The sequence below is a fragment of the Alkalimonas sp. genome, assembly GCF_020831925.1.
Taxonomy (GTDB): domain Bacteria; phylum Pseudomonadota; class Gammaproteobacteria; order Enterobacterales; family Alteromonadaceae; genus Alkalimonas.
The window spans coordinates 1-15,893 of the sequence record NZ_JAFIFQ010000018.1 but is presented as its reverse complement, the minus strand read 5'-3'; the positions used below and the strand labels follow the sequence as shown (position 1 = coordinate 15,893).

Below are 15,893 nucleotides of genomic sequence, written 5' to 3'. Positions count from 1 at the left end.
CAGGCTTTGTGCGTTTAAAGGCAGTGCTACACCTTAAAACAACCGGTTTAACCCATTTAATGCCGCCACCCGGTAGGCTTCGGCCATGGTCGGGTAATTGAAGGTGGTATGCACAAAGTACTCAATGGTATTGCCACCATCTTTTTGCATCATAATAGCCTGGCCGATATGGACGATTTCCGCTGCCCGCTCGCCAAAGCAGTGAATGCCCAAGATTTCTTTCGTTTCACGGTGAAACAGCAGTTTCAGGCTGCCGGCATTGGTGTTGGCTATTTGCGCCCGGGCCAGATGTTTGAACTGCGCCCGACCTACTTCGTAGGGAATGCGGGCTGCAGTGAGCTCCTGCTCGGTTTTACCCACTGAGCTTATTTCCGGAATGGTGTAAATGCCAACCGGAATGTCTTCAATTAAACGGGTTTCGCAGTTGCCTTTGACAATGGCGGTGCCGACAATCCGGCCCTGATCGTAGGCAGCACTAGCCAGGCTTGGGTAGCCAATCACATCGCCAACCGCATAGATATGCGGCACCTCGGTCTGATAGTTGTCGTTTACCTTTAGCTGACCCCGGCCATCGGCTTTTAGCCCCACAGCTGCCAGATTCAGGCTATCGGTGTTACCGGTACGGCCGTTGGCAAACAGAATGCAGTCGGCTTTCATTTTTTTGCCGGATTTTAAGTGCATCACCACACCATCGTCCCGGCCCTCAATGCTTTCGAACTCTTCGCCGTGGCGAATATTGATGCCGGAATTCCAGAAGTGGTAGCTCAGCGAGTCGGAGATTTCGCTGTCCATAAAGGCCAGCAGACGATCGCGGTTATTCACCAGATCCACCCGCACCCCAAGGCCACGGAAAATAGAGGCGTACTCACAGCCAATGACCCCGGCACCATAAATAATGACATGGCGTGGATCATCGCGCAGCGACAAAATGGTATCGCTGTCGTAAATGCGTGGGTGGTTAAAATCGACATTGGCCGGCCGGTACGGGCGCGAGCCACTGGCAATGACAATATTGGCGGCGCTGATCACTTGCTTAGACCCATCGGCTTCGGTGATTTCCAGCTGATGCGGGCCAATAAAGGTGGCATCGCCATGGAAAATGGTCACCCGGTTGCGATCGTAAAAGCTGCTGCGTAGTCGCACCTGTTTGCGGATCACGCCAGCGGCATGCTTTAAGATTTCATCAAAGGTCAGATGGGTTTTGTTTTCATCCAGCTGAAACAGCGGGTTTTCTTTGTATTCAATGTAGCGGCTGACCGAATGGCGTAGCGCTTTGGATGGGATGGTGCCCCAATGGGTGCAACCACCGCCAACCGATTGATAGCGTTCAATGACTGCGACCTGCTGGCCACTTTTCGCCAGGCTCATGGCTGCGCCTTCACCGCCGGGACCGGTGCCGATAATAATGCTATCAAAGTCGTAAGCAGGGGTTTTTTGCTTGGTTTTTGTCGCCACAGGCGGCTCCATCTCAGCCAGTTTCAAAATTAGTATAACAATAGCCTGATTTCACACTGAAAAAAAGCCGACCATGGTCGGTACGGCAGCTTTTATGCGGGCTATTGCCAAAACCCAGCGCTCACGTAAAATCAGTACAGGACTTTTACATAACAAGAATAAACAGCATGGAAACCTTGCTAAAACACTGCGATAACTGCGGCACTGCCCTGCAAGGGGCCTTCTGCCATCACTGCGGTCAGGAGAAAAAGAGCTACATTCGAAACTTAAGCGGGGTTTTGAGCGAGTTTTTTGGCGAATTTAGCAACTGGGACAGCCGTTTATGGCGCACTTTGTGGCCGCTGTGGTTTCGTCCTGGCTTTTTAACCAGACGCTATGTGCAGGGGCATCGGGTGCCCTATGTGCCGCCGCTGCGATTGTATATTTTTACCTCGGTACTCACCTTTCTCATTCTTGCCCAGTTGGTCCCGCATCAGGCGATTGAAGAAAGTTCTCACACCGATCCTGACAGCATTCTTATAGAAATTGAGGATGGCAGCCAACTAACCCTGCGCGAGCTGATGCAAAAAATTGAGGCCGAGGCCCGTGGTGACGCAACAACAGCGCCTGACAATGGACCAACTCAGTTTGTTGGCGTGGAAAAGCTGCCCTATGCTTTGCCACTGCCTTTTCTTTCCGATGCAACCCAGCAGCGGGTTGATGAGCGTTTTAATGCGTTGATAGCCAGCCCTAAACTCGCAATCAATAAGTTTTTTTCACTGGCACCGCAAATGATGTTTTTGCTGCTACCGCTGTTTGCCTTGCTACTGAAGCTGATGTACATCCGCTCCAACCGTTTTTACATGGAGCACCTGATCCTGGCGCTGCATAGCCACAGCTTTATTTTGCAAATGGGCGTTTTTGTGTTGCTGCTTGGCATGCTGCAAAGCAGCATCCCCTGGCCCTGGCTGGCCAGCTCGGTGGGCTGGTTGAAAACCGCTTTGCTGTGGTGGATCCCTTTGTACTTGCTGCTGTGCCAGAAATTTTACTACCAGCAGGGTTGGAGCAAAACGGTGCTGAAGTTTTGGCTTACCAGTTCCATCTACAACCTGATTTTCCTCTGCGCTTTTCTGGCGCTGATAGTGCTGAGTGTGTTGTGGATGTAGTGCGCTGCCCTTCGCAGGAAAGAGCCTACACAAGTTTTTTAATCGTGTTTTGCTGATGAGGTTTAGATGAAGACACTGATAAAGATTGTCCTATTCATTGTGGTGCTGCCCATTGCCTTCGTTGGGGTGATACTGCATACCATGGCCGGAGGTATGTGCGCTAACGAAGTGCATGCCGAAATAATCTCGCCGGATAAGCGCTATAAAGCAGTGATCTTTCAACGAGACTGCGGTGCCACTACCGATTTTAGTACCCAAATTTCTATTCTGAAGGCAAAGGCGAAACTGCCGAACAAAAGTGGCAATATCTTTATCGAAAGAGGGCACCCGGAGCATTTTCCACACCCGATCCGCTGGCTGTCCAACACTGAGCTTTTTATCGAAAAGGAGTTAAGCGGCTCTGAATTTAAAGCGGAACACAGTTGGGGCCGGCGGGATAAGCTCACGGTGAGCTATGTCTCTGCCGGCAGTTAACCCTTTGCATCGCACCATACCAGATAGACTTTAAGCTCCCTTTCATCAGTAACTTAATGGTCGGGTTAGCGTAGAAAATTGTGCTTAAAAGACCCCCTTTTCTTTCAGTGAAATCTATACTGAGAGTTATCACCTCACTATGGCTACTTTCCTATGGATCTCAAACTTAAAGGTCGTAACTGCATCGTTCTTGGTGCCAGCCGTGGCATAGGCCGCGCTATTGCTTTAGGCCTCGCTGCCGAAGGCGCGAATGTCGCAATTTGCGCCCGTGATGAAACCGCACTCCGCAAAACCGAGCATGAACTTAATCAGACGGGTGTCAACGTCTATGCGGCGAGTTGCGATGTCGCGGACCCAAAAGCCCTGTCGGCTTTTATCGACGCTGCCAGAGCGGCTTTGGGTGGTGTTGATATTCTGGTACATAACGCCTCGGCGCTGGCAGTAGGGCCAAGCCTGCAGGACTGGGATGCCAGCTTGAAGGTCGATCTAATGGCAGCCGTCCATGCCTGTGAGCAGGTTATTCCCTGGATGCTTGAGCAGGGCAGTGGCTCCATTGTATTGGTTTCATCAACCTCCGGCCTAGAGTGTGATCCTATGCCAGATTACGGCTACACGGCTGCCAAGGCTGCGCTTATCGCCTATGCCAAAAAGCTGGCGGTAATGCATGCGGCACAGGGGATCCGAGCCAATGCGATCGCGCCAGGCTCAACCGAGTTTCCGGGCGGGATCTGGGCTCACATAAAGGCTGAACAACCTGAGATCTACCAGATGGCGACAGCCAGCATCCCGGCCGGACGCCTTGGCACTGCCGAAGAGATTGCAGATGTGGCTGTATTTTTGGCCTCGCCCCGTGCGCACTGGGTAACCGGAGAATGCATTTCCATCGATGGAGCACAGCATAAGGGCATGCGATAGCAGGCAATGATCACAAGGCTAGGGTTAAAGCTACCAGTGGGGAAATAACAGTCTGAACCAAAGCCTTTGCCATCCTGGTGGTTGGCGAAGCTGGCCTACCGGATAAAATAACCAATCGCTCGCCACTCACCTTGCTCAAAGCTCAGTGTCAGGGTTTCAACGGCCTCGGCCTTGTGTTCAAACTGGCTTTGCAAGGTCAGCACCAGGTAGCGACCATCCGGCAGACCGGGTAAGGAGGCGTGCTCTTGCTGACTCAGCACTGCGCGGTTTTGCAAGGCACCGAAAGGCTGCCGTGCCTTGTGCAGTGTGTCCTGCCATTGGCTTGCGCTCAGTTGTTGTTGCACCATTGAGCCGGCTTGCTGCCAGCTGGTTTCATACTGGCCCTGATCAATCAGTTGCAGCCAGTTCAAGGCCGTGTTTTTTCCATGCTCACTGGCAAAGCAAAAGCTACTCAGTAGCAGGCAACAGGTGGCAATCAGGAGATTTTTCATAAGGCATCCGGCTCCATTATTTGAAAACAGCGGGACAGTTCCGCTGCCTGTTTGCAATATTAAACAATTATTTTGTGAAAAAAAAGTTCTTTATTTGTGCTTTTTAAGGTGATCGAACGGTACTGCGTGCAGCAAAGCATCACGATTCTGGCTGAAGAATTGATCCGAATAGTTGGTCATCCATAGCAGCAATAGTTGCTGTTCTGCCTGTCGTTGGATACGAAAGTCCATGGTAAATAAGCCATTGGAGCCACCGTGGCGGATCACGGTGCCATCATCCGGGTTGCTGTTGTCGATTATCCAGCCGTAACCGTAGTAGAGCCCGGGCCGGGTTGTGGCCTGGTGAGGTGTAAACAGCAGGCTACGTTGTTCATCGTTCAGAATTTTGTCCGACTGCAACGCCTGATACCACAGATACAAATCATCCAGGCTGGAAAGCAAACCGCCATTGGCATGCAGATTCCACCAGGGGCCATCCTCTGCCCAGCTGTGATCCAATGGGCTGCCCCAGCGCCTGGCCGGGAGCTCGTTCTTGCTCAGACCATGTCTTAGCCGCTGAAACCAGCGTCGGTCCTGATAGTAGCCGACAGCGAGTTGCTCTGGTTGCCACTTGGGCTGCACATAACCGGTATACTGCATACCCGCCGGTTGAAACAGCCATTGCTGCAGGTAAGCCTCATAACTTTGGCCTGAAACCTGCTCTATCACCAGGCCTAACAAACCATAGCCTGCGTTTGAATACGCAAACTCGGTGCCGGGAGCACTGTGCAGCTTGGAAGCAAACAGCTGCTGCAGAAACTGCTGGCGCGAAACCGCGCTGTAATCACCACCTTTGAGATTATCAACCAGGCCGGCACTGTGGGTTAGCAACTGATGCAGGCTAATACCGGCTTTATCTGCCGGCACATCGTGAAAAAACTGCGCTAAGGTATCCTGCACCGACAAGAGCCCTTGCTGTTGCAGGGTGAGAATTGCCGCAGAGGTAAATTGCTTGGTGACAGAGCCGGTATCAAAGACGGTTTCGGTGGTAAATGCTCGGCCAGCTTCATAGTCGGCCAGTCCATAGGCCTGTTTGAGCAGGATGTTGTCGTCCTGAACCACCAAAGCCAGGCCGGAAAACCCGGACGCAATACTAGCCTGATGCCAATTGAAAAGGCTTGTAGCTTCGGGGGATTGATCGGCTGAAGTCACTGATAGTAGTGGTTTGGCCGTACAAGCGGTAACAAACAGCAAGAGGCTGATGGAAAGATTGGCTAGTCTGGTGTGCATATATTCTTCCCTGAGCAGTTTGGTCTATTGTCGGACGATAAAGGTGACAAGTGTGGCGATAGCAAGAACCGCCAGTATCGCCGACAAAAGTGGGGCTGTATGCATCATGCCCAGAGCAAGGCCGCCAGCCAGGCAGGGCAGGGCCCATGCCATGCGTTTGCGGTGTGCGCTGGCTTTTTGCTGAGCCGCCTGTTGATGTTGCCTTTTGGCATCAATGGTTGCCTGCTGCGGGCCAAGCAGGGCATCGGCGGCGGCCTTGGCTTGCTGCTCATTGAGTTGATTCATCTTCAGGCCCGCTGCAATTTGACGGCAGTACCATAAGCCAGCAGCTCGCTGGAGCCGGCCAGAATTGAGCTGGTACTAAAGCGAATGCCAACCACGGCGTCGGCTCCCAGTTGGGTGGCTTCTTCGACCAGTCGCTGAATGGCTTTGTCGCGGGCTTCGCTCATCATCTGGGTGTAGCCTTTTAGCTCGCCGCCAACAATGCCTTTAAGCCCGGCCATAATATCGCGGCCGACATGCTTGGATTGCACCACATTGCCGGTGACAACGCCAAGCACAGCCTGGATCTGATAGCCGGGTAATGAATCGGTGGTTGTGAACAGCATGGCAAGTCTCCTCAGTAACGTAAGTAGCAAGAGAAACAAAGTCGCAAGAGTAACAAGTTCTCAAACTAGCCCAGCTTACGGCATAATGTAAGTGTTAGCAGCATGTCGTTTTGTAACTAAAAATGTATAGGGTACAACAAAAGCAAACACCGTTAATCGGACTCATTCTGCTCGACAGCATGAGCGGTCTGGGCCGCCAGGGGGGCAAGCTGCTTGAGCCAACTGAAGATCATCTCATGTTTGTCTGGCGTTATGGCCATCATTAGAAAGTGCTGGTATTCCGTCAGGTTGAACAGATCAATGTGCGGCAGCTCACTCCAGGCTAAGTAGTGATCATAGGGGGCTATGAGATCATGATCTGAGAGTAAAACCAGTGAGCGCGAGAGCGGTGGATAGTCCAGCAGATTGGTTTGCGCCAGCGTGATGTTGGCTTTTTTTAACGCCAGTTCAGCACCTTTTCGCAACGACGTTGCCGGGATAAGCCGGTGCCAACGCGAGCCACTAAGTTGCGGGTACAGCGACACAGCATCATCAAACTGCACACTGGGTGCAATCCAGATCATGCCATCCACATCCAGCTGGTGCTGCAAATGCGCTGCGGTATAAGCCCCCATCGATAGTGCGGTCACCAACAAAGGTTTTGGTAGTTCATGATGCTTGTGGATGATTTGCTCGAGTAATTGCGCATCTTTAATCCCAAAACCCAAACCAGGGCTTGAGTCGCCATGGCCTAATAAATCCGGCAGCAATACATTGAATCCAAGATGCCTGAAATAGGCAGCATGCCATCCCATCGTTTCTTTGGTGCAGCTATAGCAGGGTAGAATCAACATGGTGCCCTGAAATAGATTCTGATCATCGGTCGAGAGGTTAGTTGTCATGCTCCAAGCATCGGTAGGTGTCTGAACAGTAAGCTTAAATGTATAATCGATGGGCTCATCCGTCGGTTGAATGTGCCAGTAACTGATGCAGGAGCCAGGCTCAAGGCAGTGCCGGTAATGGTTTGCCTGTAACAACTCGCCTTCATCCTGTGTGCTGGATCTGGGCTTGATATGATCATTGATTTTAAAGGCTACTAGCTGGGCGCAACCTGTCAGCCAAAGGCAGAGTGCGGACACAACACAGTACCGGATGAAGTGGCTTGTTGAGTTGCTTGCTTGAAAACCTGCACCTGAACTTCCTGGAAATGTCATAGCCTTTTTACCCGAGAACCAATGGAAAAGAATACATCAGTCCCCTGACAGTGCCGCTCTTGTTGCAGCATGCTGACAGCACAGTCACCGTCATTGTTTTGCAGGCAAAACTCGAAGCGTGTTCTTGTTTTTACCGGTTCGGTTAAGATTCCGGAAGCAACATTAGCAAAATTCAGGCGGGTAATTGCCTGCCGTGCTTGCTGTGCGAAGTGCCTGCTGGTTGAGTGTGTGGTTTTGACATCGGTAATCCGGTAGTCGGGGGTAATGACATACTCAACGGTTGCACAGCCGCTATTGCCCGCGCGTGCCTCATCAACCGGATAAAGCGCTTCATAGCGTTGGAGGCTGTGCCACTCAGGAGCACGCAGTGCTGCCTCGGTCAGGGGTAAGTCGCTAAACTGCTCTGAGGACTGGTTGCTGCTGCAGCCAGCCAGTAGCACCATTCCGACAAAAAAACCGATCAATGCTGTTCTGTTCCGTTTTATAGTCATAGCTACCTATCCCTTGGCTATGTCACTGCTGTGACGCTGCGTAAAATATTGAATGAGTTTACTTTGCTGTGAAAGCGAAGCGACTGTTAAAATAACACAGTGATTTTGTAATTAAAATTAAAAGATGTGTTTTTCAGTGAAACGGTGAGTTCAGTGAGTGGACAGGCCCTCATCTGGTGAGGGCCTGTGATGGACCAATGAGTGACTTAACCCAGCCAGGGCTGGCTGGCTTTGCGGCTTTGTTCAAAGTCGCTGATTTGCGGTGCGAATTGCTCGCTGCTGCCGATAAAATCCAGCCCGCTTAACAGGCGCTGCTTGATGTCCGGATCAATCTCAAAGCCGAGCGCGGCATTGTTGCCAAAGCGAATTTCCTGATTTTTTAAATCAATGTGCCACTGCTGCGGCCCTTCGCTGCAGCGGGTGAACAGGCTGTCGATGTTGCCTTTGCTCAGCGCTATCAGCAGCATGCCATTGTTGGCGCAATTGTTGTAGAAAATATCGGCAAAGCTTTCGGCAATAATCACCTGAAAACCATACTGCTGCAGTGCCCAGGGCGCATGCTCACGGCTGGAGCCACAGCCGAAGTTGGCCCGGCTCAGCAAGATGCTTGCCCCTTGGTATTGTGGGTAGTTCAGCACAAAGTCCGGGTTTGGGCTGCCATCGGCCAGATAGCGCCAGTCGTAAAACAGTGCTTCGGCAAAACCATCCCGGCTCACCGAGGTCAGAAACTGTTTCGGAATGATCTGATCGGTATCGACGTTGTTTTTATCCAGTGGGCAGACCAGGCCGCTAGCGAATAAGTGGTGGATGCTTGGATTCATGCCCAATCTCCTGTGGTGATATCAACAAAACGGCCGGCGATGGCGGCAGCTGCGGCCATGGTCGGGCTAACCAGGTGGGTACGGCTGCCACGGCCCTGGCGACCTTCAAAGTTACGGTTGCTGGTCGAGGCGCAGCGCTGGCCAGCTTCGACCCGGTCGTCGTTCATGCCCAGGCACATGGAGCAGCCCGGCTCGCGCCATTCAAAACCAGCGGCTTTGAAAATAGTGGCCAAGCCTTCGCTTTCGGCCTGACGCTTGACCTGACCGGAGCCCGGTACGATAAGAGCGCGCACGCCCTCGGCTACCTGTTTGCCCTCTACCAGGCTGGCCGCGGCGCGTAAATCTTCAATCCGGCTGTTGGTGCAGGAGCCGATAAAGACCACATCGACCGTCAAGTCTGTCAGCTTCTGGCCTGGGGTTAGCCCCATGTATTCATAGGCACGGCGGGCCGCATCTTGCTTGCTCTGCTCGCTAAAAGCCTCTGCTGCCGGGATTGGCTGATCTACTGCAATCACCTGCTCCGGGCTGGTGCCCCAGCTGATCTGAGGTTTGATACGGCTGGCATCAATAAAGACCACCTTATCAAACACAGCGTCATCGTCGGAGTACAGGCTTTGCCAGTAAGCCACTGCCGCATCCCAGTGCTCGGCTGTTGGCGCATGTTCTTTGCCTTTTAAATAGGTGATGGTGGTGTCATCCGGCGCAATCAAGCCAGCTTTGGCCCCCATTTCGATGCTCATATTGCACAGCGTCATGCGACCTTCCATGCTCATGGCGCGAATGGCACTGCCGCTAAACTCCGCCACATAGCCATTGCCACCGGCGGTGCCCAGCTCGCCAATCACGGCCAGGATCACATCTTTTGGCGTCACGTGGGGTGACAGTGCGCCGTTGATGTCTATTTTCAACGTTTTTGCCTGTTGCTGTGGCAGTGTCTGGGTAGCCAGCACATGCTCAACTTCCGAAGTACCGATGCCAAAGGACAGAGCCCCAAAAGCGCCATGGGTAGAGGTATGCGAGTCACCGCAGACAATGATCATACCGGGCTGAGTTAAGCCCAACTCCGGGCCAATCACATGCACAATGCCCTGATCCGGATGGGTTAAATCCAGCAAGGGGATGCGGTGCTCATCGCAGTTCTGCGCCAGAGCTTCCAGCTGTTTGCGTGAGGTTTCACCGGCAGCATCCATACTGCGACGCTGGGTAGACACGTTGTGATCCATGGTGGCGAAGGTCAGATCTGGCCGTCGTACAGGCCGGTTGGCTTGCTTTAAGCCAGCAAAGGCCTGTGGTGAGGTCACTTCGTGGATCAGATGGCGATCGACGTACAACAAGTCGGTGCTAGCATTCAGCTGGCCCACGACATGGCTTTGATAAATTTTCTGGTATAAAGTCTGGCCCATGGTCAGGCTCCTGCAATAGCGTTGGCGATGGCACTGCCGACATCGGCGGTGCCATAGCAAGAATCGGGTTGAATATCCCGGGTTACAATGCCTTGTTGCAGGCACTGCTGCACTGCCTGTTCAATGGCTTTGGCTGCATCTTCCTGGCCAAAGCTGTAACGCAGCATCAGGGCGGCACTTAAAATTTGTGCAATGGGGTTGGCAATGCCTTTTCCGGCGATATCCGGCGCACTGCCGCCGGCTGGCTCGTACAAGCCAAAGCCACTGCCGTTTAAGCTGGCCGAAGGCAGCAGGCCCAGTGAGCCGGCAATGGCCGCCAGTTCGTCGGACAAAATATCGCCAAACAGGTTGTCGCACAGCAGCACATCAAACTGCTGCGGGCTGCGGATCAATTGCATGGCGGCGTTGTCGATGTACATATGTTCCAGCTCAACATCCGGGAAATCACGGGCCACTTCGGTTACCACTTCGCGCCATAAAATGCTGGTTTGCAGCACATTGGCTTTGTCGATGGAGGTCACTTTGTGGCTGCGTTTTTGGGCGGCTTCAAAAGCAACCCGGGCTATGCGGCTGATTTCTGCTTTGCTGTAGGTCTGGGTATCAAAGGCGCTGTCCTCACCGCGGCCTTTTTCGCCAAAGTAGATGCCGCCGGTCAGCTCGCGCACGCACAGTACATCCATGCCCTGGCTGCTGACGCGTGGGTGCAGCGGTGATAACTCGGCAAAAGCCGGGTAAATCTGCCCAGGACGCAGATTGCAGAATAAATCAAAGGTTTTACGCAGTGGCAGCAAAGAGCCGCGCTCGGGCTGCTGGTCCGGCGCCAGCCCGGTCCACTTGGGGCCACCGACCGAGCCAAACAGGATGGCATCGCTTTGCTGGCAAATGGATAAAGTGTGGGGCGGCAGTGGCTGGCCTTCGGCATCGATGGCTGCACCCCCAATCAGGGCTTCGGTTAACTGGAACGACAGGCCAAACCGCTGCTCGACCGCTTGCAACACTTTGATGGCTTCGGCCATCACTTCCGGCCCAATGCCATCGCCGGCCAGTACGGCTACCTGGTAACTTGTTGCACTCATTCTGTTTCTGCTCCTGTGGTTCGTTGGCGCGCCTGTTTGCAGGCATCTACTTGCTGGGCGCGTTGAATCATATTTAATACATGCACATAGGCCAGCACCGAGGCCCGGACAATATCGGTGGCAAGGCCGGCACCATGGAAACGTCGGCCTTCAAATTCGGCGATGATATCCACCTGGCCCAGCGCATCTTCGCCGCTGCCTTTGGCGCTTAAGTTAAAGTCGACCATACTGACCGGCAGCTTGCTGATGCGCTGAATGGCCTGAAAAGCTGCTTCGACCGGGCCATTGCCGGTGGCCGCTTCGGTCAGCAATTCATCGCCACAACGCAGGCCAACGGTGGCACTGGCTACATGGCCGGTATGGGTGGAGGAGCTTAAAAACTCCAGCCGGTAGAATTCATCCTGCTCTTGCAGGTTTTGAAAAAACACCAGGGCTTCCAAATCGTAATCAAACACCCGGCCTTTCTGATCGGCCAGTGCCAGAAAACTCTGGTACAGCTCGTCCAGGTTGTAATCGTCTTTGCTGTAGCCCAGATCGCTTAAACGGTGTTGGATCACATGGCGGCCAGAGCGTGAGGTCAGGTTTAGTTCGTTCTGGCGAATGCCCACCTGCTCTGGCGACATGATTTCATAGGTATTCTGTGCCTTTAACACGCCATCCTGGTGAATACCGGACGAATGGGCGAAGGCGTTTTCGCCCACCACTGCCTTATTCGGCTGGATGGGCATATTGCAGATTTGGCTGACCAGATGCGAGCTGCGGTAAATCTCGGTGGTTTTAATGTCGGTGTGCAGCGGCGCGAACACATCCTGACGGGTTTTCACAATCATCGCCACTTCTTCCAACGAGCAGTTGCCTGCCCGCTCGCCAATGCCATTGACGGTGCATTCAATCTGGCGGGCACCGGCCTGAACCGCACTGATGCTGTTAGCAACCGCCAGTCCCAGATCGTTGTGGCAATGCACGCTTAAGCGGGCTTTATCGATGTTCGGTACCTTGTTCTTCAGCGCCTGAATGATGGCAGCAAACTCGGTGGGGATGGTGTAACCGACAGTATCCGGGATATTGATGGTGGTGGCCCCGGCCGCAATGGCCCGTTCGACGATGTAACACAGATCGTCAATCGGGGTACGGCCGGCGTCTTCGCAGGAAAATTCTATATCGTCGGTGTAACGGCTTGCCTGCATAATGGCCGCTACGGCCTGCTCGGTGGCTTGTTGCAGGGTTTTGCGCAGCTTGAATTCCAGATGCAGTGGCGAGGTGGCAATAAAGGTATGAATACGCCGGCGCTCGGCGGCTTTTAAGGCTTCGCCACAGGCCTCAATATCACCGGGAACGGCGCGAGCCAGGCCGCAAATTACTGGTCCTTTCACTTCCCGGGCAATGCGCTGCACCGAGTCGAAATCGCCAGGGGAAGACACCGGAAAGCCGACCTCCATCACATCGACATTCAGCCGGGCGATGGCATGGGCCAGTTGGATCTTTTGCTTCTGGCTTAAACTGGCCCGTAGTGCCTGTTCGCCATCGCGCAAGGTGGTGTCGAAGATCCAGATTTTATTGTCCGCACTCATGCTGCTTTTCCTTTCATCGTTCTTGTCTGGGTGATGCCCTGGCAGGGATGGCGTTGCCCAAAAGCAAAAAACCCCGGCCTTAGGCACGGGGTTTTTCAGAATTTGGCTACTTAACTTACGAACAGCACCAATCCGCCCCGCGCAGTATACGAAGGAGGAGGAGGTTGAAAATAATGCTGGTAACGCAAGCATTCAATGGCATTGTGGTTCGCCTTATTTTTGTAGTGCATCTATTAATACCACCATTTTTTCGGGCTTGCAACAGTATAGATGGCTAAACGTCGATCTTTTTCAGTGGTCGGGGCAGCCAGGCCCGAGGCGAAATGTCCGTGTTTTTATAGCTGGCAGGCCAGTGTCGCAAAACCAAGACAGTGTAAGCATCTGTTTTTAAATGAATTTTGTAATACCCCTTTTTTACTGTCGCCAATTGGAGACACTTATCGGCTGAATGCTGGTTGTTTATTAATTTAACTCCATGATTTATATGGATTAATAAAGTTGGCACAACAGTTGTATTAGTTACCTCAGAATGCGCTGGAATTTCATCACGAACTTTGTATCACAGCGCCTGAGGAGAACGACGATGGACCCTGTAATTGCTACGCTGGTCACTTTTTTGATTCTGAATCTGATGCTGGTTACCGCCATGCTGCGTCGTATTGACTTGAATAACGAGGGCGTTTTGACCTGGGAACGTGAACAGGCAGAATCTGTTGGTGCTGCAACACCACTGCCTGCTGAGGCTGAGCCTGCTGCAGGTAACTAAATCCCCTTGATGGTCTGTGGCTTGGTCGCTCGGTTCATTCCGGTTACTTGGGTCACTCCGGTTACTCGGGCCACAGACTGTCGCTTCTTCTTGAAACACGGTATGCTTGAACCAAATCGGACGACCGTATCCCATCGATGAAACTTCAACTGCTGCAAACCGCTTCGTTGCGACAATTGGTGTTGTCCAGCTTTGTGCTGGCGCTGATCCCGGTAGCGGTGTTGATGTGGCAAAGTCACCGTGCTTTAACCGGCATCAGCCAGCAAGCGGTCGAGCAGGCCAGCAACTCGGCTGCCAGCGTGCGGCGGATGGAGCAAATGCAAAACCAGGTGGTGGATATCGAGCGTGCCATCCGCCAGTTTGCCGTGCTGAAAACCGATGCCCTGGCCCGGCTGGCGCAAAACCATCTGGCCAGTTACCAGCAACTGTTGCCTCAGGTCTGTCAGTCACTCACCGAAAGTACCTTGTGCCAGCAACAAGAACTCACTCTACAGCAGCTCAATCAATCCTTTGCCCAGCAAAGTGCCGACCAGTTAGAACCCTTATTGCAGCAACTGCGGCAGCAGCAAAGCCGTTTGTCGCAGCAGATCTGGCAGCAGCTGGAGCTGCAACTGGCCGCGCAGCAGCGCGATGTGGCTTCAGCCCAGCAACAGCTGACCTGGCAAACCATTTTGTTGGTGTTTATAACCCTGCTGTTGGTAATCTGGGGTTCGCGCCGTATTACCAGCCCGGTTACCATGCTGGAGCGGATGATCCGCGCCATTGGCCGGCAGCAGCCCTTTCCTGAAGCCAGGGTGCAAGGCCCAAAAGAGCTGACGGAGCTGGGCGAGCAGTTGCGGGTGCTGGCCGGTCGTTTGCAGCAGCTGGAATCCTTGCGGCTGATTTTACTGCGGCACGCTTCGCACGAACTAAAAACACCGTTATCCAGCATTCGGGAAGGCTGTTCTTTATTAACCGAACAATTGGTTGGCCCGCTGACACCGCAGCAGCAGGAAGTAGTGACTTTGCTCAATGGCAGTGCCGACCGGCTCAGTCAGCTGACTGAACAGTTGCTCGATTACAACCGGTTGCTGCAACAAGCCAAGCCCGAGTTGAAATGGCACCCGGCCCGCGCCATGATTGAAGCCTGTGTGCAGGATCATACCCTGGCGTTGCAACAACGCGGCCAGGCCATTCAGCTGAACTGCCTGGTCGAGCAGCTCTATACCGATGGTATGCTGTTCCGGCGAATTCTGGATAACCTGATCAACAATGCCCAGGCCTATGGTGCCGAGAACAGCGAAGTGCGCATTGAGCTGCAGCAGCACGAACAGCATTGGTGGCTGGAAGTGGCCAATAAAGGCCACAGCATCGCGCCCGAGCAGCGCGAACGTTTGTTTGAGCCGTTCCAGCGTGGTCAGAGCCCGCGCCATGATCAGGTACTGGGTTCCGGTCTTGGTCTTTCCATTGTAGCGGATTGCGCCCGTTTGCTCGGCGGAAAAGCCGATATTGTCGATTCACCTCAGGCGGATTTTTGTGTACGTATTCGCCTGCCTTTGCCCGAGGAATTGGTATGAAAGTTCTCTTATACGGTCTGATGCTACTGAGCCTGGTGGGCTGTCAGTTGCTCAATTCGCAGCAGGTTGCATCTGAGCCAGAGGCGGTAGCGGAATTGGTTGAGTTTGAACCGGAGCCGGATACTACTGCTGAACCCGAGCTGCAACTCAGCCTGGGGGATGATGGCAACAGCCTGCTGGCCTGGTTGCAGTTTCGCCAGCAAGTGCTGAGTAGCAGCTCGCTGCAGCGTGAGCAGTGGCTGTTGGAAGAGCAGCCTGAGCTAGCCGCGATCCAGATGAGCCTGATGCAGCTACACCCGGAAAATAACTACTTAACCCGTTTTCGTGCCCAGATGCAGCTGGCCGAGCACCTGATGTTGGCGTCACCGGATTTGGCCGCCTTGTTTGGCTGGGATCTGGCTTTTAATCAGAAACTGCTGGAAGCCGAGTCGGCCATCAGTGCCCTGAGCCGCACTCTGGCTGATGTGCAGCACGAGCACGAGCAGCTGCGAGCCCGCAATCTGGAACTGGAGCAGCAAATTGAAGCCCTGACCCAGATTGAAGCCCGCTTGAATCAGCCGGATAACGGAGTGGATCATGAGTAACCCTGAAGGCCGCGTCTTACTGGTGGATGATGATCCCAGTTTACTGCGCTTATTGACGCTGCGACTGGAAGGCGA

17 protein-coding genes are annotated in these 15,893 nt (G+C 53.4%); 6 read left to right on the top strand and 11 right to left on the bottom strand.

The window, feature by feature from the left end:
• Positions 1 to 33 precede the first annotated feature (33 nt).
• On the bottom strand, positions 34 to 1,467 hold the full coding sequence (gene sthA, locus JJU14_RS07505) for a Si-specific NAD(P)(+) transhydrogenase (RefSeq protein WP_228612167.1): 1,434 nt from the start codon (positions 1,465 to 1,467) through the stop codon (positions 34 to 36).
• A 155-nt stretch (positions 1,468 to 1,622) separates the two neighbouring features.
• Between sthA and JJU14_RS07500 the strand changes: the two genes are divergently transcribed.
• From JJU14_RS07500 to JJU14_RS07490, 3 genes are all read left to right on the top strand, one after another.
• A complete protein-coding gene (locus tag JJU14_RS07500; protein WP_228612165.1) occupies positions 1,623 to 2,600 on the top strand; it encodes a DUF3667 domain-containing protein in 978 nt (325 codons plus the stop codon).
• A gap of 66 nt (positions 2,601 to 2,666) precedes the next feature.
• Positions 2,667 to 3,074 (top strand): hypothetical protein, encoded by a 408-nt coding sequence (locus JJU14_RS07495; protein ID WP_228612163.1) that lies wholly within the window; start codon positions 2,667 to 2,669, stop codon positions 3,072 to 3,074.
• Between the two features lie 153 nt (positions 3,075 to 3,227).
• The gene (locus tag JJU14_RS07490) at positions 3,228 to 3,989 is read left to right on the top strand and encodes an SDR family oxidoreductase (RefSeq protein WP_228612161.1); all 762 of its coding nucleotides are present in this window, start codon (positions 3,228 to 3,230) and stop codon (positions 3,987 to 3,989) included.
• Positions 3,990 to 4,084: 95 nt separating this feature from the next.
• On the opposite strand, the gene JJU14_RS07485 is transcribed toward JJU14_RS07490, so the two are convergent.
• From JJU14_RS07485 to leuA, 10 genes are all read right to left on the bottom strand, one after another.
• A complete protein-coding gene (locus tag JJU14_RS07485) occupies positions 4,085 to 4,480 on the bottom strand; it encodes a DUF4019 domain-containing protein (protein WP_228612159.1) in 396 nt (131 codons plus the stop codon).
• A 90-nt stretch (positions 4,481 to 4,570) separates the two neighbouring features.
• Positions 4,571 to 5,749, bottom strand: a complete 1,179-nt coding sequence (locus tag JJU14_RS07480) for a serine hydrolase (protein ID WP_228612157.1) — start codon at positions 5,747 to 5,749, stop codon at positions 4,571 to 4,573.
• Positions 5,750 to 5,773: 24 nt separating this feature from the next.
• Complete coding sequence (locus JJU14_RS07475) at positions 5,774 to 6,034, bottom strand: hypothetical protein (RefSeq protein WP_228612155.1); 261 nt, start codon at positions 6,032 to 6,034, stop codon at positions 5,774 to 5,776.
• A 2-nt stretch (positions 6,035 to 6,036) separates the two neighbouring features.
• Complete coding sequence (locus tag JJU14_RS07470) at positions 6,037 to 6,357, bottom strand: heavy metal-binding domain-containing protein (protein WP_228612153.1); 321 nt, start codon at positions 6,355 to 6,357, stop codon at positions 6,037 to 6,039.
• Positions 6,358 to 6,509: 152 nt separating this feature from the next.
• The gene (locus JJU14_RS07465) at positions 6,510 to 7,238 is read right to left on the bottom strand and encodes an alpha/beta hydrolase (protein ID WP_228612151.1); all 729 of its coding nucleotides are present in this window, start codon (positions 7,236 to 7,238) and stop codon (positions 6,510 to 6,512) included.
• A 308-nt stretch (positions 7,239 to 7,546) separates the two neighbouring features.
• Positions 7,547 to 8,041: an energy transducer TonB gene (locus JJU14_RS07460; protein ID WP_228612149.1), complete on the bottom strand. Its 495-nt coding sequence runs from the start codon at positions 8,039 to 8,041 to the stop codon at positions 7,547 to 7,549.
• 206 nt (positions 8,042 to 8,247) lie between these two features.
• Positions 8,248 to 8,862, bottom strand: a complete 615-nt coding sequence (leuD, locus tag JJU14_RS07455; protein WP_228612146.1) for a 3-isopropylmalate dehydratase small subunit — start codon at positions 8,860 to 8,862, stop codon at positions 8,248 to 8,250.
• Positions 8,859 to 10,265, bottom strand: coding sequence for a 3-isopropylmalate dehydratase large subunit (gene leuC, locus JJU14_RS07450; protein ID WP_228612144.1), 1,407 nt, complete (start codon positions 10,263 to 10,265; stop codon positions 8,859 to 8,861). The genes leuD and leuC overlap by 4 nt, the downstream gene beginning before the upstream one ends.
• A gap of 2 nt (positions 10,266 to 10,267) precedes the next feature.
• The gene (gene leuB, locus JJU14_RS07445; RefSeq protein ID WP_228612142.1) at positions 10,268 to 11,341 is read right to left on the bottom strand and encodes a 3-isopropylmalate dehydrogenase; all 1,074 of its coding nucleotides are present in this window, start codon (positions 11,339 to 11,341) and stop codon (positions 10,268 to 10,270) included.
• Positions 11,338 to 12,912, bottom strand: a complete 1,575-nt coding sequence (gene leuA / locus JJU14_RS07440) for a 2-isopropylmalate synthase (RefSeq protein ID WP_228612140.1) — start codon at positions 12,910 to 12,912, stop codon at positions 11,338 to 11,340. Before leuA ends, leuB begins: the two co-directional genes overlap by 4 nt.
• Positions 12,913 to 13,495: 583 nt before the next feature.
• On the opposite strand from leuA, the gene JJU14_RS07435 reads away from it, so the two are divergent.
• From JJU14_RS07435 to JJU14_RS07425, 3 genes are all read left to right on the top strand, one after another.
• Positions 13,496 to 13,678, top strand: a complete 183-nt coding sequence (locus JJU14_RS07435) for a hypothetical protein (RefSeq protein ID WP_228612138.1) — start codon at positions 13,496 to 13,498, stop codon at positions 13,676 to 13,678.
• Between the two features lie 137 nt (positions 13,679 to 13,815).
• On the top strand, positions 13,816 to 15,234 hold the full coding sequence (locus JJU14_RS07430) for a HAMP domain-containing sensor histidine kinase (protein ID WP_228612136.1): 1,419 nt from the start codon (positions 13,816 to 13,818) through the stop codon (positions 15,232 to 15,234).
• Complete coding sequence (locus JJU14_RS07425) at positions 15,231 to 15,818, top strand: hypothetical protein (protein WP_228612134.1); 588 nt, start codon at positions 15,231 to 15,233, stop codon at positions 15,816 to 15,818. Before JJU14_RS07430 ends, JJU14_RS07425 begins: the two co-directional genes overlap by 4 nt.
• Positions 15,819 to 15,893 lie beyond the last annotated feature (75 nt).